Genomic DNA, 24,405 nt, shown 5'->3' on the forward strand with positions numbered 1-24,405 from the left:
ATCAGTGGGCAGCTTTCTGGTCTGGACGCAGCGCATAAAGCCAGCGCATTGCGATGGGGGTCAGGAACATGGGCACCTGGTACACGCCGATGAAGATCAGCAAGGGATCGGTCGTGGCCGCAGGCAGGGCCAGCAGGAACAGCGCCACGTTGCGGTTGCCCGCGATGATCGAAGGGCCGGTGGGATCCGTGCCGCCGCGCCCGCGCAGCAGCAGGTAGCAGGCGGTCTGCAAGCCGAAGTTCACGACGCAGACACCGGCCAGCCATTTCAGAACCAACACGGGGTCGGTGCGCAGGGCGGGACCAACCGCCGCCATAAGCCCGATGACGATGACGAACAGCGCGATGGCGTTCAGCCCGTCCACCTGGCGCAGGTCGGGCGCGGGGATCACGCGGCGCAGCGCAAAGCCCAGCGCGGATGACAGGGTAATCACCACCAGCAACCGCCCCGAGGCGGTCAGCACATCGCCCATGTCGCCCAAACCGGGTGCCGCCCAGAGGATCGGCATGACCGTCAGCGGAAAAACGGCAATCCCCGCGATCAGCAGGCGCAGCGCAGGTGCCGGATCGCGTCCCAGCAGCGCCGTGAAGGCGGCCGCCCCCGACACTCCGGGGGCTGTCAGCATCAGCATCACGGCAATGGCGAAAGGTGTCGCCATCAGGCCCAGCGCCCAGAAGATCACCAGCGCCACCAGCGGCATGACCAGCTGGAACACCGCGATCAACACAAGGCCCGAGCGCGCCTCGGCCAGGGATCCCGCGGCCTGACGCAGCCCGATGCGGAACGCGGTCAGGAACAGCAGCAGCGCCACCAGATGCGGCAGCCAGGGCCGGATCAGCGCGGCCAGATCCGGCAGGGTCAGCCCGGCCAGAAGCCCCGCGACAAGCGCCAGCCGCCCGTGCCGGGCAATGGCCGGAAGAAATGCATTCAGTACTGTCACCCCCCCGGCCCCGGTCGCAGGTTGTCAGGCAGCCATGTCGCCAGTTCCGGGAAAAGGATCAGAACGAAGACCATCACCACCATGATCAGGAACATCGGGAAGGCCGCGCGCGCGATATAGCCCATCTCGTGCTGGGTCATGCCTTGCAGCACGAAGAGGTTGAAGCCGATGGGCGGCGTGATCTGCGCCATCTCGACCACGACGACGACGAATATCCCGAACCAGATCAGGTCGATCCCGGCCTCGCGCACCATCGGTTCGACCACTGCCATGGTCAGCACCACGGACGAGATCCCGTCAAGGAACATGCCAAGGATGATGTAGAAGACCAGCAGCACCATCAGCAATTCGAAGCGCGACAGCTCGAAACTGCCGATCAGGTCGGCCAGGCCGCGCGGCAGGCCGGTAAAGCCCATCGCCATCGACAAAAAGGCCGCCCCCGCCAGGATCAGCGCGATCATGGCCGAGGTGCGGGTGGCGCCCATCAGCGACTCGGTGAAGGTCTGCCAGCTCAGCGACCCCTGAATCGCGGCCAGCACCAGCGCACCGATCACGCCCAGCGCCGCCGCTTCGGTCGCGGTCGCATAGCCCAGGTACATCGAGCCGATGACGACGCCGATCAGCGCGAAGACCGGGATCAGGAAACGCGAATTTGCCAGCTTGGCGGCAAAGCCCTGGCGCGGTTCGGCATCGGGATTCCAGTCGCGCGAAAGGCGCGACATGACCGCCACGTAGCCTGCGAACATCAGCGCCAGCACCAGTCCGGGCAGGACGCCCGCGAAAAACAGCTTCGAGATGCTTTCGTTGATGGTCACGCCATAGACGATCAGCGTCAGCGAGGGCGGGATCATCAGGCCCAGCGTGGCCGCGCCCGCCAGCGTCCCGATGATCATGCGTTCGGGATAGTTGCGCTTGCGCAGTTCGGGGATGGACATCTTGCCCACGGTCGTCAGCGTAGCCGCCGAACTGCCCGATACGGCGGCAAAGACGGTGCAGCCCGCGATATTGGTATGCATCAGCCCGCCGGGCAGCCGCGCCATCCACGGGGCAAGGCCGCGAAACATATCCTCGGACAGGCGGGTGCGGAACAGGATCTCGCCCATCCAGATGAACAGCGGCAGGGCTGTCAGCGTCCATGAGGATGACGCGCGCCAGAGCACAGTCATCATCACATCGCCCACGGGGCGGGTGGTGAACAACTCCATCCCCACCCATGCGACGCCCATCAGCGCAAGCCCGACCCAGACGCCCGAGCCGAGCAGGACGAAGAGCACGAACAGGAACAGGATGATGATCGACAGGTCTTCCATCCCGGTCACTCCACGCGGCTTGTGTCTGAGGTCTCGCGCGTCACGCGCGAGGTGCCCCGGAACAGAAGCGAAATCAGGTTATCGGTCAGCGCGATCGCAAGGATCACCGCCCCCAGCAGCAGAAGCGATTGCGGCATCCAAAGTGCTGTGCGGTCCTGCCCCTGGCTGATGTCGCCGAATTTCCAGGACCAATAGACGAATTTGCGCGCATACCAGACCACGTACCAGGCAATCGCCGCACCGATGGCAAAGCACCACACATCCAGCAGCCATTTACCGAGCGGCGGCAGGGCATTCAGCAGGATCGACACGCGGATATGACTGCCCTTGTTCAGCGCATCGGCAAAGGCCAGGAACGAGGCTGCGGCCATCGCGTAACCGGCATATTCGGGTGCGCCGGGAAAGACCTCGCCGGTCCAGCGTGCCATCATCTGCACCACGATCAGGAACAGGATCGCCACCAGCGCAACGGCGGCCAGGATACTGCCGGCACGGTACAGCATGTCGAGGGATAAGCGCAGTGCACGCAGCATGGCCATCGGCCTTCCGTTCAGGTCTCGGGGGTTGCAGATCGGGTCCGGGGGCGGCCTCTGGATGGACCGCCCCCGGTGTCCTGATCACTTCATGGCGCGATAAGCCTCGACGATGGCACGGCCTTCATCGCCCGCGGCGGCCAGCCATTCCTCGGTCATGGTCACGCCGACCGCCTGCAGACCCGCCTTCAGCGTGTCCGAGGCGGGCTCAACCGTCATGCCGCCGTCACGCAGCCCTTGCAGGGTGAAGCCGGTATATTCGCGCGACCGCCAGTTGCCGGCATATTCCGCCAATTCGGCGCAGCCGGTGATGACAGCGCGGTTCGCATCGGACAGACCGTCCCAGACACCCGAATTCACCATGATGTAGTTGCGCGGCAGCCAGGCATCGACCTCGTAGAAATGGGTCAGGCTTTCCCACAGCTTGTTGTCATAGCCCGTCGCGGCCGATGAGATCATCGAATCCGCGACACCCGTGGCCAGCGCCTGGCTGAGTTCGGCGGCCTCGATCTGCACGGGAAGCATGCCGGTCAGTTCGGCAAGACGGGCGGTCGCGGCGTTGTAGGCGCGGAACTTGGTGCCCGCCATGTCATCGACGGACTTCACGTCTTTCTTGAAGTAGATGCCCTGCGGCGGCCATGGCACGGTGTAGAGCAGCGTCAGCTGCTGGTCTGCCAGCACCTTTTCCAGCGTCGGCTTGGCCGCTTCCCACAGCTTGGCGGAATCGGCGAATGACGTGGCCAGGAACGGAATGCTGTCGAAGCCGAAAACCGCGTTCTCGTTCTGATGCGCGGACATCAGGCGTTCGCCGATCGGCACCTGCCCGGTCTGGATCGCGCGCTTGATGTCATTGCCCGCGATCAGCGATCCCGCGGGATGCGTCGCGATGGTGATGTCGCCGCCCGTGCCGGTCGTCACGCATTTGCCGAATTCGGCCGCCACGGCGGAATGGAAGTTGGTCGCCGAATAGGCCAGCGGCATGTCCCATGTTTCGGCCATGGCGGGGGCAGCCGCAGCGGCGGTGAGGGCCGTGGCGGTCATGAGGCCGGTCAGTGTCTTGGTGAGCTTGGTCATTGTCTGTCTCCCGGTTGGGGCCCGATGATACGGGCGCTGAGGGCGAGGTCTTGCGCCTCGTCCCGGTTCTGGCCTGCACCCCGTGGCGCAGAGACCTTTGGCCCATCCGGTATGGCCTGACATGCCGGAGAACCTCCGTTTCCAAGACCCATAGTGCCTGACTTTCAGAATACGTCAACAAAATGTTGACATTTTGTAAATGTCGATCATCCTTGCCCCATGACATCACCGCTTGGCCCCATTGTTTCATCCGCGCATCTGGCAGAGGGTTCCTTTGCCGAGATTTCGGAACTGGAATTCGGCATGATCATCGCGGGTCACGCCTTCAACCGCTGGATGGTGCGCGCCATGGCGGCCACGGGGTTTCCCGACCTGTCGCCGCTGGACGTGCTGGTGCTGCATACCGTGCGCCATCGCGGGCGGGCCAAGAAACTGGCCGATATCTGCCTGGTACTGAATGTCGAGGATACGCATACGGTCAATTACGCCATCAAGAAGCTGACCAAGGCGGGCCTGGTCAAGGAAGGCCGGCGCGGCAAGGAAAAGACGGTCGAGGCGACCGAGGCCGGGCAGCAAGCCTGCGCGCGTTACCGCGAGATCCGCGAAAGCCTGCTGCTGAAACCCGTGCTGGAACTGGGGCTTGAGCCCGAGCAGATCAGCAAGCTGGCGACGCTTCTGCGCACCATGTCCGGCCAATACGATCAGGCCGCGCGATCTGCCACCGCTTTCTGACGCCTAGCCGCGAAGGCGCGCGGGCAATGCCGCATAGCCGCGAAAGCGCAGCCGCCCGCCGTGTTTGCGCCCTTCGGTCAGCCGGTAGTGCGGAAAACGCGCCAGGAACCGGGACAGGGCGATGCGCCCCTCAAGCCGTGCCAGGGTCAGGCCCACGCAGATATGCGGCCCGCCCGCGAAGGCAAGGTGCCGGTTGGGCTTGCGGGTGATGTCGAAACGGTCAGGGTCCGGAAACTGCGCCGGATCGCGATTGGCCGCGCCGATGCACAGATGCAGGTTGGTGCCTGCGGGAATCTCCAGGCCGCCGATGGTCACCGGTGCCGTCGTCTCGCGATTGCCCAGCTGGTTGGGCGACTGGTAACGCAGCACCTCTTCGATCGCCGAGGCCGCAAGCGCGGGGTCGCCCAAAAGCAGCGCCTTCTGATCGGGATGATCATGCAACGTCGCCAGCGCGCTGCCGATCAGGTTCGTGGTCGTCTCATGTCCGGCGTTCAGGATGAAGATGCAGTTCTGCAGCAATTCGACCTCAGACAGGGTGCCGCCATCGCCCCCCTCGCCCGTGATCAGCCGGGTCAGCACATCGGTTTCGGGATCGCCGGGATGGGCGCGGCGTCGGGCCACCAGCCCCTTCAGGTAGGTGCAGAACGCCGTCACCGCCGCATGGCCGCGCGACAGTTGATCGTCGGACAGAACAGGTTCCAGCGCACCAAGGATCGCCAGCGACCAGTCGCGCAGCGGCGCGCGTTCGGATTGCGGGATGTCCAGAAGGTTTCCGATGATCTGGATCGGGATGGAGGAGGCGAAATCCTCGATCAGATCAGGGGTGTCGCCCGCGGCATCGCGCGCAGCCAACCCGTCCAGCAGGCTGTCCACCGTAGTGACCAGCCCCGGCTCCATCCGCGCGATGGCGCGCGGCGTGAGCGCGGCACTCATGATGCGGCGGACGCGGGTGTGCAGCGGCGGATCGTTGAAGACAAGCGATGTGGTGTGATGCTCGAATAGCGGGGTGCCGAGGCCGAACTTGGGCGCGAAGGCCGCCTTCTTGTCGGATCGGAACAGGCCGGTATCGCGATAGATCCGGTCCAGATCGGCATGGCGACTGATCAGGACGGATCCATCGGGTTGCGGCAGCACCGGCGCATGGGCCAGCAGCGCGGCATAGGTGGGAAACGGGTCCGCGACAAAGCCCGCCGGCGGCTGCGCCAGCACGAAGCTGCGCGCCAGCCTGATTGCCGCGTCGGCCTGATCCTGTCCCATGATATCCCTTCCCTTCCGGTCCCCCGCGCCGACTGTATCGCCCCCGCTCGCACAGGCAAGCACCCCGCCGAATCCGGGAGCGCGCATAAAGGACAACCTGTCTGACAGATTCGTGACGCGGCGTCACTTGTGTGCCGCACCGAGGCCCGGACCTGACCGGGAAATCGGCACATATCAGGGGATTTCGGCATACTTTGGTATACTGAAGCACCCGGACACGACACATTCTTGCGCGGCCAAACCCCAAATTATGTAGTAAATTTTCTGTGATGGCCCAAAAATTTACAAAGCATTTCGAAAAGTGATAATTAATTTACTAAATAAACAATAAAAAACAGTATCTTATATAAAGATGGCATCTCTGTGGTAAATTCACGCCCGAGGAGATGACGCTGCGACCGCCTGGGCGGCTGCGTCAGGGGCCCGCGGGCCCGGAAGACGAACGGAGGATTCATGACCAACCCGACCAGTACCGATACCCTGTACGCCCCGTCGGCCGCGTTTGTGGCCAATGCCCATATCACCGCCGAGCAGTACCGGGAAATGTACATGGAATCGGTGTCCAACCCCGAGGCGTTCTGGGCGGAACATGGCAAGCGCATTGACTGGATCAAGCCCTATACACGCGTCAAGAACACCAGCTTTGCGCCCGGTGCGGTCGATATCAAATGGTTCGAGGATGGCACGCTGAACGTCAGCGCCAATTGCATCGACCGGCATCTGGCCACGCGCGGCGACCAGACGGCCATCATCTGGGAACCCGATGATCCCAAGGATGCGGCCCAGCACATCACCTATGCAGAACTGCACCGCCGCACCTGCCGGATGGCGAACATCCTGGAAGGCATGGGTGTGCGCAAGGGCGACCGGGTCGTGATCTACCTGCCGATGATCCCCGAGGCCGCCTATGCCATGCTGGCCTGCGCGCGCATCGGTGCGGTGCATTCCATCGTCTTCGCGGGCTTTTCGCCAGATGCATTGGGCGCGCGGATCAACGGCTGCGACGCCAAGGTGGTGATCACTGCCGATCATGCCCCCCGCGGCGGCCGCAAGACCCCGCTCAAGTCCAACACCGATGCCGCCCTGCTGCATTGCAAGGACAGCGTGAAATGCCTCGTGGTGCGCCGCACCGGCGATCAGATCACCTGGATCGACGGGCGCGATCACGACTACAACGAGCTGGCGCTGGAGGCCGATGATTATTGCGCCCCCGCCGAGATGGCGGCCGAGGATCCGCTGTTCATCCTCTACACCTCGGGCTCGACCGGGCAACCCAAGGGCGTCGTGCACACTTCGGGCGGCTATCTCGTCTATGCCTCGATGACGCATCAGTACACCTTCGACTACCATGACGGCGACATCTTCTGGTGCACCGCCGATGTGGGCTGGGTCACCGGGCACAGCTATATCGTCTATGGCCCGCTGGCCAATGGCGCGACCACCCTGATGTTCGAGGGCGTGCCCACCTGGCCCGATGCCGGCCGCTTCTGGGAGGTCTGCGAAAAGCACAAGGTCAACCAGTTCTACACCGCCCCCACCGCGATCCGCGCACTGATGGCCCATGGTACCGATCCGGTCACGAAATACGACCTGTCGTCGCTGAAACTGCTGGGCACCGTGGGCGAGCCGATCAACCCCGAGGCCTGGAACTGGTACAACGATGTCGTCGGCAAGGGCGTCGTCCCCATCGTGGACACATGGTGGCAGACCGAAACCGGCGGTCACCTGCTGACGCCGCTGCCGGGCGCCATCCCGACCAAGCCCGGTTCGGCCACCCTGCCCTTCTTCGGTGTGCAGCCCGTGATCCTTGACCCCCAGACCGGGGCCGAGATCACGACAACCGCCGCCGAGGGCGTTCTGTGCCTCAAGGACAGCTGGCCCGGCCAGATGCGCACCGTCTATGGCGATCACGAGCGGTTCGAGAAGACCTATTTCAGCGATTACAAGAACTACTACTTCTCGGGCGATGGCTGCCGCCGCGATGCGGATGGCTATTACTGGATCACCGGCCGCGTCGATGACGTGATCAACGTCTCCGGCCACCGGATGGGCACCGCCGAGGTGGAAAGCGCGCTGGTCGCCCATGTCAACGTGGCCGAGGCCGCCGTGGTCGGCTATCCCCACGCGATCAAGGGCCAGGGCATCTATGCCTATGTCACGCTGATGAACGGGATCGAACCGACCGAGGAGCTGCGCAAGGATCTGGTCAAGTGGGTCCGCACCGAGATCGGCCCCATCGCAAGCCCCGACCTGATCCAGTGGGCGCCCGGCCTGCCCAAGACCCGTTCGGGCAAGATCATGCGCCGCATCCTGCGCAAGATCGCCGAGAACGATTACGGCGCGCTGGGGGATACCTCGACGCTGGCCGATCCTTCGGTCGTGGACAATCTGATCGAAAACCGGATGAACCGGGCGTGAGCGGAATGGGAACCGATACCATGACCCGCCCCGCCGTTCTGATCCTGCTGGGCCCTCCGGGGGCCGGCAAGGGCACGCAGGCCCGGATGCTGCAGGACCGTTTCGGCCTTGTGCAGCTGTCCACCGGCGACCTGCTGCGCGCCGCAGTGGCAGCCGGCACGGATGCGGGCCGCGCGGCGAAGGCCGTGATGGATGCGGGCGGGCTGGTCAGCGACGATATCGTGCTGGCGATCCTGAGCGACCGTCTGGCCGAGCCAGACACCGCGCGCGGCGTGATCCTGGACGGCTTTCCGCGCACGACCGGGCAGGCACAGGCGCTGGACGCGCTGCTCGCGCAGACCGGGCAGCGGATCAACGCCGCCGTCTCGCTCGAGGTGGATGACGCCGAGATGGTCGCCCGCGTGGCCGGCCGCTACACCTGCGGCTCCTGCGGCGAAGGCTATCACGACAGCTACAAGACACCCGCCGTGGCGGGTGTCTGCGACAAGTGTGGCGGCACCAGCATGACGCGGCGGGCCGATGACAACGCGGCAACCGTGGGCCAGCGCCTTGCGGCCTATCACGCCCAGACGGCGCCGCTGATCACCTATTACGAGGAACAGGGCAATCTGCAGCGGATCGACGCCATGGGCGGGATCGCGCAGATCGCCGAAGGGCTGAGCGCGATCGTCGAAAAGGCGGTCGCGTAATCGGGAGGGGGAGGCGCGGAGCAATTCGCACCTTTCAGGATAACGTGCAAAAGGGAGGACGCCTTTCATGGCAGACAACTCAAAAGACAACAACGCCTACTGGGCCGCGAACAAGAGGATCATCGGCATCAGCCTGGTGATCTGGTTCCTGTGCTCGTTCGGCTTCGGCATTCTGCTGCGCCCGATGCTGTCGGGTATCTCGGTCGGTGGCACCGATCTTGGCTTCTGGTTCGCCCAGCAAGGCTCGATCCTCGTGTTCCTGGTTCTGATCTTCTTCTACGCATGGCGCATGAACAAGGTCGACGCGGAACATGGCGTCGAAGAATAAGAGATAGGGACAGGGAAACCATGGATCAGTATACTCTCAACCTGCTGGTGGTGGGTGCGTCCTTCGCGCTCTACATCGGCATCGCGATCTGGGCCCGTGCCGGCTCGACCGCTGAATTCTATGCCGCAGGTCAGGGCGTTCCGCCCGTCATGAACGGCATGGCAACCGCTGCTGACTGGATGTCGGCGGCTTCGTTCATCTCGATGGCGGGTCTGATCGCCTTCGTGGGCTACGACAACTCGACCTTCCTGATGGGCTGGACCGGTGGTTACGTGCTTCTGGCGCTGCTGCTTGCCCCCTATCTGCGCAAGTTCGGCAAGTTCACCGTGCCGGAATTCGTCGGCGATCGCTTCTATTCGCAGGGCGCGCGCCTTGTGGCCGTGATCTGTCTGATCGTGATCTCGGTGACCTACGTGATCGGCCAGATGCGCGGCGTGGGCGTGACCTTCGCGCGCTTCCTGGAAGTGTCCACCGATACCGGCCTCTACATCGGTGCGGCGATCGTGTTCGCCTATGCCGTGTTCGGCGGCATGAAGGGCATCACCTACACGCAGGTCGCACAGTATTGCGTTCTGATCATCGCCTACACCATCCCGGCGATCTTCATCTCGCTGCAGGTGACCGGCAACTTCCTGCCGCAGCTGGGTCTGTTCGGCACCTACGCGCCCTCGGGCGGGGATGTGGCCTTCCTGACCAAGCTTGATCAGGTGGTGATGGAACTTGGCTTCAGCCAATACACCGCACACAGCACCTCGACGCTGAACATGGTGTTCTTCACCATGTCGCTGATGATCGGTACCGCGGGTCTGCCCCACGTGATCATCCGCTTCTTCACCGTTCCCAAGGTGGCCGATGCACGCTGGTCCGCTGGCTGGGCACTGGTCTTCATCGCACTGCTCTACACCGTGGCACCTGCCGTGGGGTCGATGGCGCGTCTGAACATCACCTCCACCTTCTGGCCGAACGCCGTTGCCGGCAACGCGCTGGACGGCGAGGCCCTGTCGGTCGAAGAGATCAACACCAATCCTGAACTCGCATGGATCAACACCTGGGTGAACACCGGGCTGCTGGGCTTCGAGGACAAAAACGGTGACGGCCGCATCCAGTACTACAACGACAAGAGCGAAGCACTTCAGGCCATCGCGGCCGAGCGCGGCTGGGTCGGCAACGAACTGACCAAGTTCGACCGTGACATGCTGGTTCTGGCCAACCCCGAGATCGCAAAGCTTCCGGGCTGGGTGATCGCGCTGGTGGCCGCCGGTGGTCTTGCCGCTGCTCTGTCCACCGCGGCAGGTCTGCTGCTGGCCATCTCCTCGGCCGTGTCGCATGACCTGATCAAGGGCGCCATCAATCCGAACATCTCGGAAAAGGGCGAACTTCTGGCGGCACGCGTCTCGATGGGCTTTGCCATCCTTGTGGCGACCTGGCTTGGCCTCAACCCTCCGGGCTTCGCGGCCCAGGTGGTGGCGCTGGCCTTCGGTCTGGCCGCGGCGACGATCTTCCCGGTTCTGATGATGGGCATCTTCTCGAAGCGCATCAACAAGGAAGGCGCCATCGCGGGCATGCTGGCGGGTCTGTTCTCGACCGCCATCTACATCTTCCTGTTCCTGGGCTGGTTCTTCATCCCCGGTACGGCAACCCTGGAAAACGTGCCGGCCAACTGGCTGTTCGGCATCTCCCCCGCCTCCTTCGGGACCGTGGGCGCGATCCTGAACTTCGGCACCGCCTATATCGTGTCGGGCATGACCAAAGAGCCCCCGCGCGAAATCCAGGACCTGGTGGAATCCATCCGCGTGCCGAAAGGCGCAGGCGCGGCCACCGGCCACTAAGGCAGACGGGCGGGCGGTTCGAAAGAACCGCCCGTTTCACTTTTTCAGATGTTGCCGCGTGCCGGCCTGCGCTAGACAGGTGTGACGACAGGCAACAGGGTTATTCCCGAGGATCGGTTCGATGCCACTTTCCGCTGACAACCTGCGACGGTTTCTCGGCACCATTCATCCCTATGACAGTTTCCCCGAAGAGGAACTGACCAGGGTCGCGGCACAGTTCCGCACGCTGCCCATGCAAGCCGACGACGTCATCTATCGCCATGGAGAGCCCTGCGAGGGGCTTTATGTCATTCTTGAGGGCCAGGTCGAGATCACATCGGACACAGGCGAGGTCGTCTCGCATCTGCAGGGGCGCAATTCCTTCGGCGAGCGTGGCCTGATGCGCGGTGGCCTGACCGGCACCAATGCGCGCGCGATCAGCGACGGCGAATTGCTGTTGCTGCCAACCGATGATTTCCGGGCCCTTATCGCCGACAATGACGGCGCGCGGCGGTTCTTTGCGCGCAGCCGCGCGCGCGAGGCCGCAGATGCCGCCCGTCCCGTCACACTGACCGAAACCCGTGTCGACCGGCTGATGGCCAGCGATCCGATTACCTGCACCGTCGATACATCGATCGTGGACGCGGCCCGGCTGATGCGGTCGCACCGGATCTCGGCGCTGGGGATCACGGAAGGCGAGCGTCTGGCCGGGATCGTCACCCTGCATGACATCAACAACCGGGTGGTTGCCGAAGGGCTGGACCCGTCGCGCCCGGTGCGCCAGATCATGACCGCCAACCCCGAGACCCTGCCGCCTTCGGCGATCGGGTCGGACGTGCTGCACATGATGATGGAGCGTCGCTTCGGCCATGTGCCCGTGGTGGACAACGGCAAGCTTGTGGGCATCGTCACCCAGACCAACCTGACGCGGTTCCAGGCCACCAACTCGGCCTCGCTGGTGCGCGACGTGGCGCGCGCCGAGGCCCCATCCGACCTGGCCGCCGTCACCGCCCATATCCCGCGCCTGCTGCTGCAACTGGTGGGCGCCGGCAACCGGCATGAGACAGTGACCCGGCTGATCACCGATATCGCCGATGCGGCCACCCGCCGCCTGCTGGCCCTGGCCGAGGCACAGCTTGGCCCGCCGCCGGTGCCCTATCTGTGGCTGGCCTGCGGCTCGCAGGGGCGGCAGGAGCAGACGGGCGTGTCGGACCAGGACAATTGCCTGATGCTGGACGATGCGGTGACCGATGCCGACATGCCCTATTTCGCCGAGCTTGCGAAATTCGTAAGCGACGGGTTGGACGCGGCGGGCTATTTCTACTGCCCCGGCGACATGATGGCGACCAATCCGCGGTGGTGTCAGCCGGTAAATGTCTGGCGCGGCTATTTCCGCCGCTGGATCGAGGCCCCCAATCCAGAGGCGCAGATGCTGGCCTCGGTCATGTTCGACCTGCGCCCCATCGGGGGCACCCGGTCGCTCTTCGAGGATCTTCAGCGCGAGACGCTGGAAGCGGCGGCGCGCAATTCGATCTTCGTGGCGCATATGGTGTCGAACTCGCTCAAGCATATTCCGCCGCTGGGATTGCTGCGCGGCTTTGCGACCCTGCGCAGCGGCGAGCACAAGAACCGCATCGACATGAAGCTCAACGGTGTCGTGCCCATCGTGGACCTGGGTCGCATCTATGCGCTGCGCGGCCAGCTTGAAGTGGTCAACACCCGAGCCCGGCTTGAGGCCGCGCATTCCGGCGGGCAGGTCAGCCAGAGCGGCGGGCGCGATCTGCTGGATGCCTATGACCTGATCGCGCAGACCCGGCTGGAGCATCAGGCCGCGCTGATCCGCGCGGGGGGCAAGCCCGACAACTTCATGTCGCCCAACGTGCTTTCGGAATTCGAGCGCAGTCACCTGCGCGATGCCTTTGTCGTGGTGCGGACGATGCAATCGGCCGCAACCCAGGGACGTGGCGTGATCGGCTGACCCCGCAGCCTGCAACAAAACGAACGGGGGGAGGAGCGACTGAATGTATATCGACATAATCACGATCATCGCCGCAGGCTTTGCCGCAGCAGGCATCGTGATGATCCTGAACCGCCTGACCGGCAAGCGCCTGCCCCGCTGGGTCATCCCCGCGGGCGCGGGCGCGGGCATGATCCTGATGAGCCTGAGCAACGAATACCGTTGGTATCCGCGTACGCTGGACCTTCTGCCCGAAGGCTTCGAAGTGGTCTCGGAAGCCAAGCACCGGGCGATCTACAGCCCCTGGACCTATGTGGTGCCCTATGTGGACAGGTTCGCGGCCGTCGATATCGCGGGCATCAAGCGCAATGACACCCAGCCCGATCTGCGGCTCAGCCGGGTGATCTTCTTCACCCGCTGGGAACCGGTGCGTGTCGTGCCCGTCGTGTTCGATTGCGTGCAGGGGCGCAGCGCCCTGCTCGACCCGAATGGCATGTTCAACGATGATGGCACGATCCGTGTCGCGCGCTGGGACCAGACGGGCATGGACGATCCCGCAACGGCGATGGTCTGCAAGGGGGGGTAAACCATGTTCGACCGACTGGGACCGCGACAGCGCACGCTGGCCTTTTTCGGCATACTGGCGCTGGGGTGCATCGGGGCCGTCGCCGGGGCGCTGATGCTGGCCGATGCGCGGCTGGAGATGCCCGAGGCGCGGCCTGCCTTTGTTTCCGCCGGCCTGATGGCGGGTTTCGCCATCCTGGGCATCTGCGCCCTGATGTGGCTGATCTTCGACGAGACGGTGGCCCGGCCCATCGAACGGCTGGCCGCTGCCATGCATGCGCGCGCCGCCACCGACATGCGCGGCGGGATCGACACCGCCGTGGCGCGCCATCTGGGCGATCTGACAACGGCCGCATCGGCCCTGACCTCGCGGCTGGGCGAGGCACGCACCGAGGCAAATGCCGATATCGCCCGCCATACCGCGCGGCTGATGTCCGAGCGCGAACAGCTAACCCGCATCCTGTCGGCGATCCCCGCCGCCGTGCTGATGGTGGGCAGCGATCACCGGATCACGCTGTATGACGGTCACGCCGCCGCCATGCTGGACGAACAGCACCACCTGGGTCTGGGGCAGCGCATCTTCGACTATTTCGATGAAACCTACCTGCGCACCGCGCTGCAGAACCTGGCAGACAGCGGCGGCAGCACGCTGGATCAGCAGCTTGTCACCGCCGACGGGGCGCGCCTGTTCGACGTGACGCTGCATGATCTGGGCACCGGGGCGGGTTACATGCTCAGCTTTCCGGTCCCGCGTGAAACCACGCCCGCCCGGCCCGTGGTCTATGATTTCGAGATGAACACGCGCCAGGCTTCGGGAGACATCCTCGATGTGCCGCTGCGCGATCTGAGCTATGTGATCTTCGACACCGAGACGACAGGCCTTCTGCCCGACCGGGATGAGGTGGTCCAGATCGGCGCGCTGCGGGTCGTGAACGGCCAGCAGGCGGGCGGCGAGGTTCTGGACACGCTGGTCAATCCGGGCCGACCGATCCCCGCGCGATCGACCGTCGTGCATGGCGTCACCGATGCGATGGTCAAGGACGCACCCGACATGGCCCGCGCCGGGCGCCGCTTTCACAGCTTCGCCCGCGATGCGGTGCTGGTCGCGCATAATGCGCCTTTCGACATGGCCTTCTTTCACCGCCATGCCGCCAGCATCGGGGCGGAATTCAACAATCCGGTGCTGGATACCGTACTGCTTTCAGCGATCCTGTTCGGCGGCACCGAAGGGCATACGCTGGATGAAATCGCCCAGCGGCTCGAGATCGTGTTGCCCGACGAGGTGCGCCACACCGCCCTTGGCGATGCCATCGCCACGCGCGACGTCTTTCTGCGCATGATCCCGATGCTCGAGGCGCGCGGCCTGCGCACCTTCGGCGAGGTGCTGACCGAGATGCGCAAGCACAAGCGTTTGCTGCCCGATCTCAACGACGATCTGACCACGAAGGGCTGAAACGCCTCTATCGGCGCAGCCCCCCCTTTCATCGTTCCACAAATACTCATCCCCGGCCCGCGTCGGGCGCGGCGCCCGCCGGTCACAGCCGCTTGGCGATTTCCTCCAGCATCACCTCGGTCGCGCCGCCGCCGATGGCCTGCACGCGGGCGTCGCGCACCATGCGTTCGATCTCGGTGCCGTACATGTAGCCAAAGCCGCCGTGGAATTGCTGGCAGTCATACATCACCTTGTTGACCAGATCGCCGCACAGCGCCTTGATCGCCGACACCTCGCGCACACAGTCGCCCCCGGCATCCAGCGCCGCGGCCGTCTGGTAGATCAGCGCGCGCGCCGCCGCCACCTCGGCCCAGCGCTGCGACAGGCGCTGCCGGATCGCCTGCTTGTCCCAGAGCGTCGCCCCGAAGGCCTTGCGATCCTTGACGTAATCCAGCGTGATCTCGAGCGCGCGCAGCGCCTCGCCCATGGCCTGCGCGCCCAGCACGATGCGTTCGTTCTGGAAGTTCTGCATGATCGCGTAGAACCCGCCATCGATCTGGCCAAGCACCTGATCCGCCGGGATGCGCACATCCTCGAGGATCAGCTCGGCCGTGTCCGAACTGCGCCAGCCCGATTTGTCCAGCGGTCGCGCCACGGTGAAACCCGGCGTGCCCTTCTCGACGATGAAGATGGTCGTCCCGCGCGAGGATTTCTGATCCATATTGGTCCGCGCCGCCACGAAATAGAGATCCCCCAACACCCCGTTGGTGATGTATAGCTTGCGCCCGTTCAGCACCCAGTGGTTCCCGTCCAGCCGCGCGCGGGTCTTGATCCCGCCCACGTCAGACCCCGCATCGGGTTCTGTGACAGCCACGGCGGTGATCTTCTTTCCCGCGATGATGTCGGGCATGTAGCGCGCCAGTTGATCGGCGTTGCCCGCATTGGCAAGATGCGGCGAGGCCATGTCGGTATGCACCAGCGCCGTGATCGCAAAACCGCCATAGCCGGACCGCCCCAGTTCCTCGGCGAAAATGACCGTGGCCAGCGTGTCCATCTCCGCTCCGCCATAGGCCGCGGGATAGCGGATGCCCAGAAAGCCCAGCTCGCCCATGCGGCGCATGATCTCGCGCGGGATCTGGCCGGCCTCCTCCCATGTATCGCCATGGGGGCGCACCTCGTCGTCGACGAAGCGGCGCAACTGATCGCGGAAGATGCGGTGCTCATCGGTCAGAAAGGGCATGTCGGTCATGTCTGTGTATCCTCGTCAGGGGTCAGCCGGGCCAGCAAGGCCCCGGCGGGAACGGTTGCGCCGGCGGTATGCGGCAGTTCGGTCAGGATGCCGTCGGAGGGCGCGGCCATGGTCTGCATCAGTTTCATGGCCTCGAAGACAAGCACCGGCTCGCCTTGTGTCAGCCTTGCACCGACGGGGTGCAGCACCTCGGCCAGCAGGCCGGGCATGGGGGCGGTAATGTCGGTGCCCGCCGCGCCGCGCTGCAAGGCCGCGGCTTGCGCCCCGTGCGATAGGCGGAAGGTGGCGGTCCCTTCCGCAAGGGTGATCCGGTCTGTCGTGATCTCGCAGGCCAGACGGCGGCGCAAACCGTCAGCCTCGAGGTCCAGCAGATCGTCCGTCAGCCTTGCATGGGCGACATGCAGCAGGACCGTGCCGGCCTTGTCCGTCACCAGATGACCATCCGGGGCCTCGGCTACGCAAAGGCTGTCGCCTTCGACCATATGCCAGCTTGCCCCGCGCCGCCCGGACGGGGCTGTCACGCGCCAATGGCCCAGCTGCCCCCAGGGTCCGGGAGCCGTGCTGCTGCCTGCCGCGGCCAGCGCGAGCGCCAGCGCCGCAAGGGCGCGGGCGTCAGCGGGATCAGGGCGCGCATCTGACAAGGGATGCCGCGTCAGAAAGTCCGTCCCCAGATGCGCCGCCGCGAAATCGGCGCTCGCGAGCACCCCCGCCACCTGCGCCGCATTGGTCCCGATCCCGCCCAGATCAAGCGCCGCAAGCCCCGCGCGCAGCCGCGCCAGCGCCGTGGTGCGATCGGGTCCATGGGCGATCAGCTTGGCGATCATCGGGTCATAGTGATGCGAGACCGGGCTTCCCGCCTCGACCGCGCTGTCCAGCCGCAATCCCGGCAGATCGGGCAGGTGCCAGCGGGTCACGTGGTTACCCCCTGCCCCGTCCAGCGCGATCCGCGCCTCGATGGCAGCGCCTTCGGTGCGGATCGCCGATTGCGCCAGCGTCAGCGCCTGCCCCTGTGCGATGCGGATCTGCCAGGCGACCAGATCGATGCCGGTCACCGCCTCGGTCACCGGATGTTCGACCTGCAGGCGGGTGTTCATTTCAAGGAAATGCCAATCGCCGCCGACCGGGTCATAGAGGTATTCGACGGTCCCCGCATTGCGATAGCCGATCCTTGCCGACAGCCTGACTGCAGCCTCGGCCATGGCCGCGCGGGTCCGCGCGGGGATATCCGGCGCGGGCGCCTCCTCGATCAGTTTCTGGTGGTTCATCTGCACCGAGCAATCCCGGTCGCCCAGATGCAGCACCGTCCCGTGATGATCGGCCAGCACCTGCACCTCGACATGGCGCGCGCCCTCCAGCAAGCGCTCCAGCAGAACATCTGCATTGCCGAAGGCCGCCTGCGCCTCGCGCCGGGCGGCGACAAGGGCGGCGGGAAAATCAGCCAGATCAGCGACCCGCCTTATGCCGCGCCCCCCACCGCCCGCACTTGCCTTGATCAGCAAGGGCGCGCCAAGGGCGGCCGCCTCGGCGGCCAGGGTCGCGTCGGATTGATCGGACCCGCGATAGCCCGGCAGGATCGGCACACCGGCGGCCTGCGCTTCGGCCTTGGCGGCGGCTTTCGACCCCATCAGCGCGATCACCTCTGCCGCAGGGCCGATCCAGACCAGCCCGGCCTGCACCACGGCGCGGGCGAAATCGGCGTTTTCCGACAGAAAACCATAGCCCGGATGCACGGCCTGCGCGCCCGCGCGGCGCGCGGCCTCCAGCAAGCGGGCGGGATCAAGATAGCTTTGCGCAGCCTCGGCCGGGCCGATGGGGAGGGCCAGATCGGCCTCGGTCACGAAGGGCGCGTTGCGGTCGACCTCGGAATAGACGGCGACAGACCGCAGACCCAGCACGTTGCAGGCGCGGATGATGCGGCGCGCGATCTCGCCCCGGTTGGCGATCAGGACGCTGTCAAAGCTCATGCGCCGCGCCGCCAGGGTAGGGTCTGACGCGACAGGAAGGCGTCGATCCCGATCTTGCCCTCGGCGCTGTCCCATGCATCGGCCAGCCGTTCCGCGGTCAGCGCCACATGATCCGCCGGCGCAGTTGCCACCACATCACGGATCAGCGCCTTGGTCGCGGCCACCGCGCCGGGGGCCGCTTGCAGATGGGCGGCTATCACATCCTCGATTGCGGCATCCAGATCGGCGGCAGGCACGGCGCGATCCAGCAGGCCGATCCGTTCGGCATGCACCGCATCGAACAGCGCACCCGACAGCATCGTGGCGCGCGACCGCGCCGCGCCGATCCGGGCGATCACATGGGGCGCGATATTGGCCGGGATCAGGCCAAGCCGCACCTCGGTCAGACCGAAACGGGCGTCATCGGCGCCGATGGCCAGATCGCAGACCGCGATCATGCCCACGCCGCCGCCATAGGCCGGGCCATTGATCCGCCCGATCAGGGGCTTGGGCAGATGCGCCAGCGCCGCCAGCATATGGCCCAGGTCGGCGCTTTGCGCCACGCGCCCCGCCCGGTTCAGCGCAAGCGTATCGCGGAACCAGCCGATATCGCCACCCGCGCAGAAACTGGCTCCCGCCCCGGTCAGCACCACGACGCGCACCGCATCATTCGCCGCCAGCAGCGCCGCCGCGCGCGCCAGATCGGCGATCAACGCCGCATTCAGCGCGTTATGCTTGTCCGGCCGGTTCAGCGTCAGCCGCGCCACGCCACGGGCGTCGGTCTCAAGCGTCAGGGTCTCGAAATCATGCATGTCTCACATCCTGTAGACGGGGGCGAAATGGGCGTCGTCAGGCCGCGAGGCCAGCAAAGAAAGGCACAGGCCCAGCACATCGCGCGACTGTTCCGGTTCGATGATCCCGTCATCCCAAAGCCGCGAGGTGGCGTAATAGGGATCGCTCTGCTCATCGTATTGCGCGCGCACCTGCGTCTCGATCGCATCCAGTTCGACCTGTGTGGGCGGCTGGCGCAGGTTGCCGCGCCGCAGTTCCAGCATCACATTGGCCGCGATATCGGCCGACATGGTCGCCAACTTGGCCGAGGGCCAGGCGAACAGGAAATCAGGCCGGAACCCACGCCCGCACATGCCGTAATTGCCTGCCCCGTAAGAGCCGCCAACGATCAGCGACAGTTTGGGCACACGCGCATTGGCCATTGCATAGACCATCTTGGCGCTGTCCTTGGCGATACCCCCCCGCTCGGCCGCGGTGCCGACCATGAAGCCGGTGATATTGTGCAGGAACAACAGCGGGATACGCCGCTGGTCGCAGATCTGGATGAATTGCGCGGCCTTCAGCGAAGCCTCCGACACAAGCGCGCCATTGTTGCCGATGATGCCCACGGGACAGCCGTGAATGACTGCGAAGGCGCAGACGGCATTCGCACCCCATTCGGGCTTGAACACCGACAGGGCGCTGCCATCGACCAACCGGGCCATGATCTCTTGCGCGTCATAGGGGCGCTTGGGATCGGCGCTGACGATGCCGGGGATCTCGGCGGCGTCCAGCACCGGGGGGGCCGGCGCACGCGGCGGGGTCCAGCCCGCGCGCGGATCGGGCAGATCGGCCACAAGACGGCGCAACAGATCCAGCCCCTCGGCTTCGGTCGCCACCCGGTGATCGCTGACGCCCGACACGGTCGTATGCATGGCCGCGCCGCCAAGGGTTTCGCCGTCCACATCCTCGTTGATGGCAACCTTGACGATCGAGGGCCCGCCCAGATGAATCCGCGCATTGCCTTCGACCATGATCACCTGATCGGCCAGCGCCGGGATATAGGCCCCGCCTGCCGTGCAGCCGCCAAAGACAATGGCGATCTGCGCAAGCCCCGAGGCAGACATCCGGCATTGCCGCCAGAAGGCGTTGCCGAAATGGTCACGATCCGGAAAGACGCGGTCCTGTTCGGGCAGGTAGGCGCCGCCGCAATCGACCAGATAAAGACAGGGCAGCCGCAGGTTGGCCGCGATTTCCTGGGCGCGGGCGTGTTTCTTGACCGTCTCGTGGAAAAAGCTGCCGCCCTTGACGGTGGCATCATTGGCGATGATGGCAACGGGCCGTCCCTGCACGATGCCGATCCCGGTGACGATCCCGGCGCCCGGCACCTCGTTGCCGTACTGGCCCCAGGCGGCAAGGCTGGACAGCTCCAGAAAGGCGGTTCCCGGATCGCACAGCCTGTCGATCCGGTCGCGCACCACAAGCTTACCGCGCGCCAGATGGCGGGTCACATGTGCCGGGGTGCCGCCTTGCGTGACCTGCGCCAGGCGGGCGCGCAATTCATCCGTCAGAGCCTGATAGGCGGCCTTGTTGGCCGCGAATGCGTCGCTGTCCGGGCGGATCGCCGTCTGGAACATCACGTGCCCCCCTGCTCTTTCAGGCCAGTCAGCAGGACCTGACCCAGTTGATCGGCCAGCGCGTCAAGATCGCCGCGCGCCGGGTCGAACCATTCCAGCGTGGCATTCAGCGCCCCGATCACGAAAGGCACGCGGACGGCCAGAACCTCGGGGTTGCCGGCGCAGGTCGGGGACAGAAGATCCGCCCAGATCGCCTGGTAGGCGCGCCGCTCGGGCAGGTTGGCGCGGCGAAGGTCCTCCGGCAATTGCCCGAAGATGCGCACATTCGCCGATGTATAATCGCTCAGCCCGTGCAGGGCGCGCAAATGGGCACGCATGGCCGTGCCCAGCCGTGCGAAAGGGTCCGTCCCGGATGGCAAGGCCGCAAGCGCGGCTGTCACGGCCTCGCGCACCACGACGATCCCGCGATTTATCACCGCGATGACCAGATCGTCCTTCGATGGGAAATGGTAATAAAGGCTGGGTGTGCGCATCCCCGCCTCGGTCGCGATGTCGCGCAGCGATACCGCCGCATAGCCCCGCGCACGAAACTGGCGCGCCGCGATATCCATGATCTGATCGGGCCGCGCGACGGGGTTCGCAGCTTTATTCGAAGGGTTCGCCGGTCTCTGGACCGATGGACGTGCGGATGACATGGGGTGAACTTTTTTCTACCTAACGATAGGTAGAATACTTGATCGCGCCGGTGCCGCTGTCAAGCGCCGGTTGCCTGCCAGCGCAGATCCCTGTCCGGCACACGGCCCGTGGTGGGTTCTACTGCGGTGTCACATCACGCACCCGCGCCGCGCAAGGCCGGGGCACCACCCATGCGCCACGAACACGCCGGGGTTGCATCAGCACCTGGACATGATCGCCGCAATCCTTACCAATGGTGCGCGCAGCCTTTAACGATTTGGACGAGTGTGACTGACCCGCGCCTTACCTGCCCGATCTGCATGCACCGTGAGGCCGGACTGATCCCAGCCCCGCGACATGTGCCCGCGTGGGATGACCTGACCGGGTCCGAACAGATGGCGATGCTGGGACAAGTCGGCGCGGCGCTGGGGCGTGGCACAGCCGGCTTTGTTGCCTCATCCGATCACGATCATTTCCACCTGAGGGAAACCACCGGCCCGCGTCTGACGACCGGCGGGCGCGACCCGCTTTTGCCATTATTGGCCGAAAGACTGGACAGGGCGCAATCGGTTGATCTGGCCATTGCCTTTGCGATGAACAGCGGCGTGGCGCTGCTAGACCCCTGGTTCCGCGAGTTGCTGGCGCGGGGCGGACGGCTGAGGATCGTCGTGGGCGACTATCTGGATACGACCGATCCGACCGCCTTGGCGCGACTGCTGGACCTGGAGGGCGCGGAACTGTTCGTGTTCGAGACCGGTGGCCTGAGCTTTCATCCCAAGGCCTGGCTGTTCCGCGCCGCTGATGCACGTGGCGCTGCGATCGTCGGCAGTTCGAACCTGTCGCAAGCGGCGCTGACCGATGGCGTGGAATGGAACCTGCATTCCGAAGATGCGGCGGACAGCGTTGCTGTCGCATTTGAGGGTTTGCTGGCGCGCCCCGAGGTGAAGCCCCTGACGGCAGCATGGGTCGATGCCTATGCGAAACGCCGCAGGGCAAGACCCCTGCCCGCGTTCACAGCGCGCGTGATGGCCGAGGAAGGCCCGCCACCCGAGCCGCATTCCATCCAGCAGGAGGCATTGGAAGCGCTCGCGCAGAGCCGATCGAACGGCCATCGCGCCGGGCTTGTCGTGCTGGCCACCGGCCTGGGCAAGACCTGGCTGGCCGCCTTCGACACGATCCGCGCCAAGGCGGGCCGCATCCTCTTCGTCGCCCATCGCGACGAAATCCTGACGCAGGCCATGGCGGCCTTTCGCAAGGTCCGCCCCGAGGCCAAGCTGGGCCGCTACACGGGCACCGAGAAAGAGGCAGATGCCGAAATCCTCTTTGCCTCGGTCCAGACACTGGGCCGCGTCGGTCACTTGCGCCAGTTCGACCGGGACCATTTCGACTATATCGTTGTGGATGAATTCCACCATGCCGCCGCCCGCACCTATCAGAAGCTGATCGAGCATTTCACGCCCGGCTTTCTTCTCGGCCTGACCGCGACGCCCGACCGGACGGATGGCGCGGACCTGCTTGGGCTATGCGGCGAGAACCTTGTCTACGAATGCGACCTGTTTCGGGGGATCGACACGGGGCATTTGTCGCCGTTCCACTATTTCGGTGTGCCGGATGACGTGGATTACGCCCAGATCCCCTGGCGCTCCGGTCAGTTCGATCCGACCGCGCTGGACGCCGCACTTGCCAGCGAGGCGCAGGCGCTGAACGCGCTGGAACAATATCGCAAACGCGCAACCGGTCCTGCGATCGGCTTTTGCTGTTCCATGCGCCATGCCGACTACATGGCGGATTACTTCAGCGCGGCCGGGCTGAGGGCTGTTGCCGTCCACTCGGGCCAAAGCTCCGCCCCGCGAGCAAGTTCCCTGGCATCGCTTGGTCGCGGCGAGATCGATATCCTTTTCGCGGTCGACATGTTCAACGAAGGCGTCGACGTGCCCGAGATCGGCACCGTGCTGATGCTGCGCCCTACCGAAAGCGCGATCATCTGGCTGCAACAGCTTGGCCGTGGTCTGCGTCGCGTCGAAGGCAAGGTGCTGCAGGTGATCGACTATATCGGCAATCATCGCAGCTTTCTGACCAAGGTTGCCACCCTGTTGCAGGCCGGTGCGGGGGATCGCTCGATCTCGACCAAGTTGGAGGCGCTTCAGACCGGTGAGTTCCAGATGCCGAAGGGCTGCGAGATCACTTATGAGCTGCAGGTCATCGATATTTTGCGCGGTCTGCTTCGTCCGAATAAAGGCGCGGCGGATCTCGAAGCCTTCTACATTGATTTCCGGGACCGGAACGGCATCCGCCCCACGGCTGTCGAGGTTTTCCGCAACGGCTTCGACCCCCGCGCATCGGGCCATGGCGGCTGGTTCGATTTCGTGCGGGACATGGGCGACCCGTTGGCCGAACGTCCATTCGCCACCCACGGCCGTCTCTTGCGCGAGTTGGAACGGCCCAAGGGTTTGTCCCGCGCCGCATTGATCGGATTGCGCGACATCGTAGCTGGGCGGCAGCCGCGTGAAGGGGCGTCAGAACTGGCCTTCAACCCGCACCTGGCGCAAGGCAGCGATGGCCTTCGACTGGCGCGACCTGACGCATCGGGCACGTTGGAACCGCTGGTGCGCGAGTTGGTCGAATGGCGTCTGGCGGAAACGCCCGACATGCGCGGGGCCGACGATGCACCCGCGACCTATGTCGGCAAGCCACAGGCTCTGGAGCTGTGGCAGCGCTATTTCGTGCCTGACATCGCCAAGTTCTTTGGCGAAGATTACAAGCAAAACCTCTGGCGGACCGGGATGAAGGCGCTGCCCGAAAAGAAGATCATGATCCTTCTGGCCAATGTCTCGACACAGGAACTTCAATACCCGAACGAATTCCTCAGCGCGTCGCGGCTCAGTTGGTTTAGCCAGAACCAGACGCGGCAGGACAGCAAACACGGGCGGATCATCAGCGGAACAGAAGGTCACGACGTGCACCTGTTCATCCGCCGCGGGAACAAGGTGAACGGCAAGGTCAATCCATTCATCTATTGCGGGCAGCCCCGGTTTGCCAACTGGGAGGGAGAGAGCCCCATCAAGGTGCAGTGGGACTTGCCTTCACCCATGCCGCGCGCACTTTGGGCAGAGCTGGGCATTCCCGATCAAGGTTGATCGCAACCGCG

At 65.0% G+C, this 24,405-nt stretch carries 19 protein-coding genes; 9 read left to right on the top strand and 10 right to left on the bottom strand.

Translation table 11 applies throughout. From position 1 onward, the window contains the following. Position 1: 1 nt before the first annotated feature. The 4 genes from ACMUJL_RS04480 to ACMUJL_RS04495 all read right to left on the bottom strand — a co-directional run bounded on the left by ACMUJL_RS04480 (position 2) and on the right by ACMUJL_RS04495 (position 3,857). Positions 2–940: a hypothetical protein gene (locus ACMUJL_RS04480; protein WP_375570169.1), complete on the bottom strand. Its 939-nt coding sequence runs from the start codon at positions 938–940 to the stop codon at positions 2–4. After that, on the bottom strand, positions 937–2,250 hold the full coding sequence (locus ACMUJL_RS04485) for a TRAP transporter large permease (RefSeq protein ID WP_416914139.1): 1,314 nt from the start codon (positions 2,248–2,250) through the stop codon (positions 937–939). The genes ACMUJL_RS04480 and ACMUJL_RS04485 overlap by 4 nt, the downstream gene beginning before the upstream one ends. 5 nt (positions 2,251–2,255) lie before the next feature. Then, positions 2,256–2,789 (bottom strand): TRAP transporter small permease, encoded by a 534-nt coding sequence (locus ACMUJL_RS04490; protein ID WP_375570167.1) that lies wholly within the window; start codon positions 2,787–2,789, stop codon positions 2,256–2,258. 78 nt (positions 2,790–2,867) lie between these two features. Then, positions 2,868–3,857 (bottom strand): TRAP transporter substrate-binding protein, encoded by a 990-nt coding sequence (locus ACMUJL_RS04495; protein WP_375570165.1) that lies wholly within the window; start codon positions 3,855–3,857, stop codon positions 2,868–2,870. 219 nt (positions 3,858–4,076) lie between these two features. Between ACMUJL_RS04495 and ACMUJL_RS04500 the strand changes: the two genes are divergently transcribed. Next, complete coding sequence (locus ACMUJL_RS04500) at positions 4,077–4,589, top strand: winged helix DNA-binding protein (RefSeq protein WP_375570163.1); 513 nt, start codon at positions 4,077–4,079, stop codon at positions 4,587–4,589. Between the two features lie 3 nt (positions 4,590–4,592). On the opposite strand, the gene ACMUJL_RS04505 is transcribed toward ACMUJL_RS04500, so the two are convergent. Then, complete coding sequence (locus ACMUJL_RS04505) at positions 4,593–5,846, bottom strand: cytochrome P450 (RefSeq protein ID WP_375570161.1); 1,254 nt, start codon at positions 5,844–5,846, stop codon at positions 4,593–4,595. 453 nt (positions 5,847–6,299) lie between these two features. Here ACMUJL_RS04505 and acs point away from each other — a divergent pair, with 453 nt between their 5' ends. The 7 genes from acs to ACMUJL_RS04540 all read left to right on the top strand — a co-directional run bounded on the left by acs (position 6,300) and on the right by ACMUJL_RS04540 (position 15,063). Next, positions 6,300–8,264, top strand: a complete 1,965-nt coding sequence (gene acs, locus ACMUJL_RS04510; RefSeq protein ID WP_416914140.1) for an acetate--CoA ligase — start codon at positions 6,300–6,302, stop codon at positions 8,262–8,264. A 5-nt stretch (positions 8,265–8,269) separates the two neighbouring features. After that, positions 8,270–8,953 (top strand): adenylate kinase, encoded by a 684-nt coding sequence (locus ACMUJL_RS04515; protein WP_375570157.1) that lies wholly within the window; start codon positions 8,270–8,272, stop codon positions 8,951–8,953. A 67-nt stretch (positions 8,954–9,020) separates the two neighbouring features. After that, positions 9,021–9,281, top strand: a complete 261-nt coding sequence (locus tag ACMUJL_RS04520; protein ID WP_068292031.1) for a DUF4212 domain-containing protein — start codon at positions 9,021–9,023, stop codon at positions 9,279–9,281. Between the two features lie 20 nt (positions 9,282–9,301). Next, entirely contained in the window at positions 9,302–11,110 is a 1,809-nt protein-coding gene (locus ACMUJL_RS04525) for a sodium:solute symporter family protein (protein WP_375570155.1), read from the top strand. Between the two features lie 121 nt (positions 11,111–11,231). Next, a complete protein-coding gene (locus ACMUJL_RS04530) occupies positions 11,232–13,067 on the top strand; it encodes a DUF294 nucleotidyltransferase-like domain-containing protein (protein WP_375570153.1) in 1,836 nt (611 codons plus the stop codon). Between the two features lie 43 nt (positions 13,068–13,110). After that, on the top strand, positions 13,111–13,632 hold the full coding sequence (locus ACMUJL_RS04535) for a hypothetical protein (RefSeq protein ID WP_068292040.1): 522 nt from the start codon (positions 13,111–13,113) through the stop codon (positions 13,630–13,632). Positions 13,633–13,635: 3 nt separating this feature from the next. Continuing rightward, the gene (locus ACMUJL_RS04540; RefSeq protein ID WP_375570150.1) at positions 13,636–15,063 is read left to right on the top strand and encodes a 3'-5' exonuclease; all 1,428 of its coding nucleotides are present in this window, start codon (positions 13,636–13,638) and stop codon (positions 15,061–15,063) included. A gap of 82 nt (positions 15,064–15,145) precedes the next feature. Here the strand turns inward: ACMUJL_RS04540 and ACMUJL_RS04545 are convergent, their stop codons facing one another. From ACMUJL_RS04545 to ACMUJL_RS04565, 5 genes are read right to left on the bottom strand one after another with little or no spacing between them, the layout of a single operon-like run. Beyond that, positions 15,146–16,291, bottom strand: a complete 1,146-nt coding sequence (locus tag ACMUJL_RS04545; protein WP_375570148.1) for an acyl-CoA dehydrogenase family protein — start codon at positions 16,289–16,291, stop codon at positions 15,146–15,148. Further along, the gene (locus tag ACMUJL_RS04550; protein ID WP_375570146.1) at positions 16,288–18,255 is read right to left on the bottom strand and encodes an acetyl/propionyl/methylcrotonyl-CoA carboxylase subunit alpha; all 1,968 of its coding nucleotides are present in this window, start codon (positions 18,253–18,255) and stop codon (positions 16,288–16,290) included. Before ACMUJL_RS04550 ends, ACMUJL_RS04545 begins: the two co-directional genes overlap by 4 nt. Continuing rightward, positions 18,252–19,046, bottom strand: a complete 795-nt coding sequence (locus ACMUJL_RS04555; RefSeq protein ID WP_375570144.1) for a crotonase/enoyl-CoA hydratase family protein — start codon at positions 19,044–19,046, stop codon at positions 18,252–18,254. Before ACMUJL_RS04555 ends, ACMUJL_RS04550 begins: the two co-directional genes overlap by 4 nt. Positions 19,047–19,049: 3 nt before the next feature. Beyond that, positions 19,050–20,642: an acyl-CoA carboxylase subunit beta gene (locus tag ACMUJL_RS04560; RefSeq protein WP_375574004.1), complete on the bottom strand. Its 1,593-nt coding sequence runs from the start codon at positions 20,640–20,642 to the stop codon at positions 19,050–19,052. After that, the gene (locus ACMUJL_RS04565; RefSeq protein ID WP_416914141.1) at positions 20,642–21,277 is read right to left on the bottom strand and encodes a TetR/AcrR family transcriptional regulator; all 636 of its coding nucleotides are present in this window, start codon (positions 21,275–21,277) and stop codon (positions 20,642–20,644) included. Before ACMUJL_RS04565 ends, ACMUJL_RS04560 begins: the two co-directional genes overlap by 1 nt. A 300-nt stretch (positions 21,278–21,577) precedes the next feature. On the opposite strand from ACMUJL_RS04565, the gene ACMUJL_RS04570 reads away from it, so the two are divergent. Beyond that, the gene (locus ACMUJL_RS04570; RefSeq protein ID WP_375570140.1) at positions 21,578–24,394 is read left to right on the top strand and encodes a DUF3427 domain-containing protein; all 2,817 of its coding nucleotides are present in this window, start codon (positions 21,578–21,580) and stop codon (positions 24,392–24,394) included. Positions 24,395–24,405: the final 11 nt, after the last annotated feature.

The sequence above is a fragment of the Seohaeicola sp. genome (genome assembly GCF_048006315.1).
In the GTDB taxonomy this organism is placed as follows: domain Bacteria; phylum Pseudomonadota; class Alphaproteobacteria; order Rhodobacterales; family Rhodobacteraceae; genus Seohaeicola.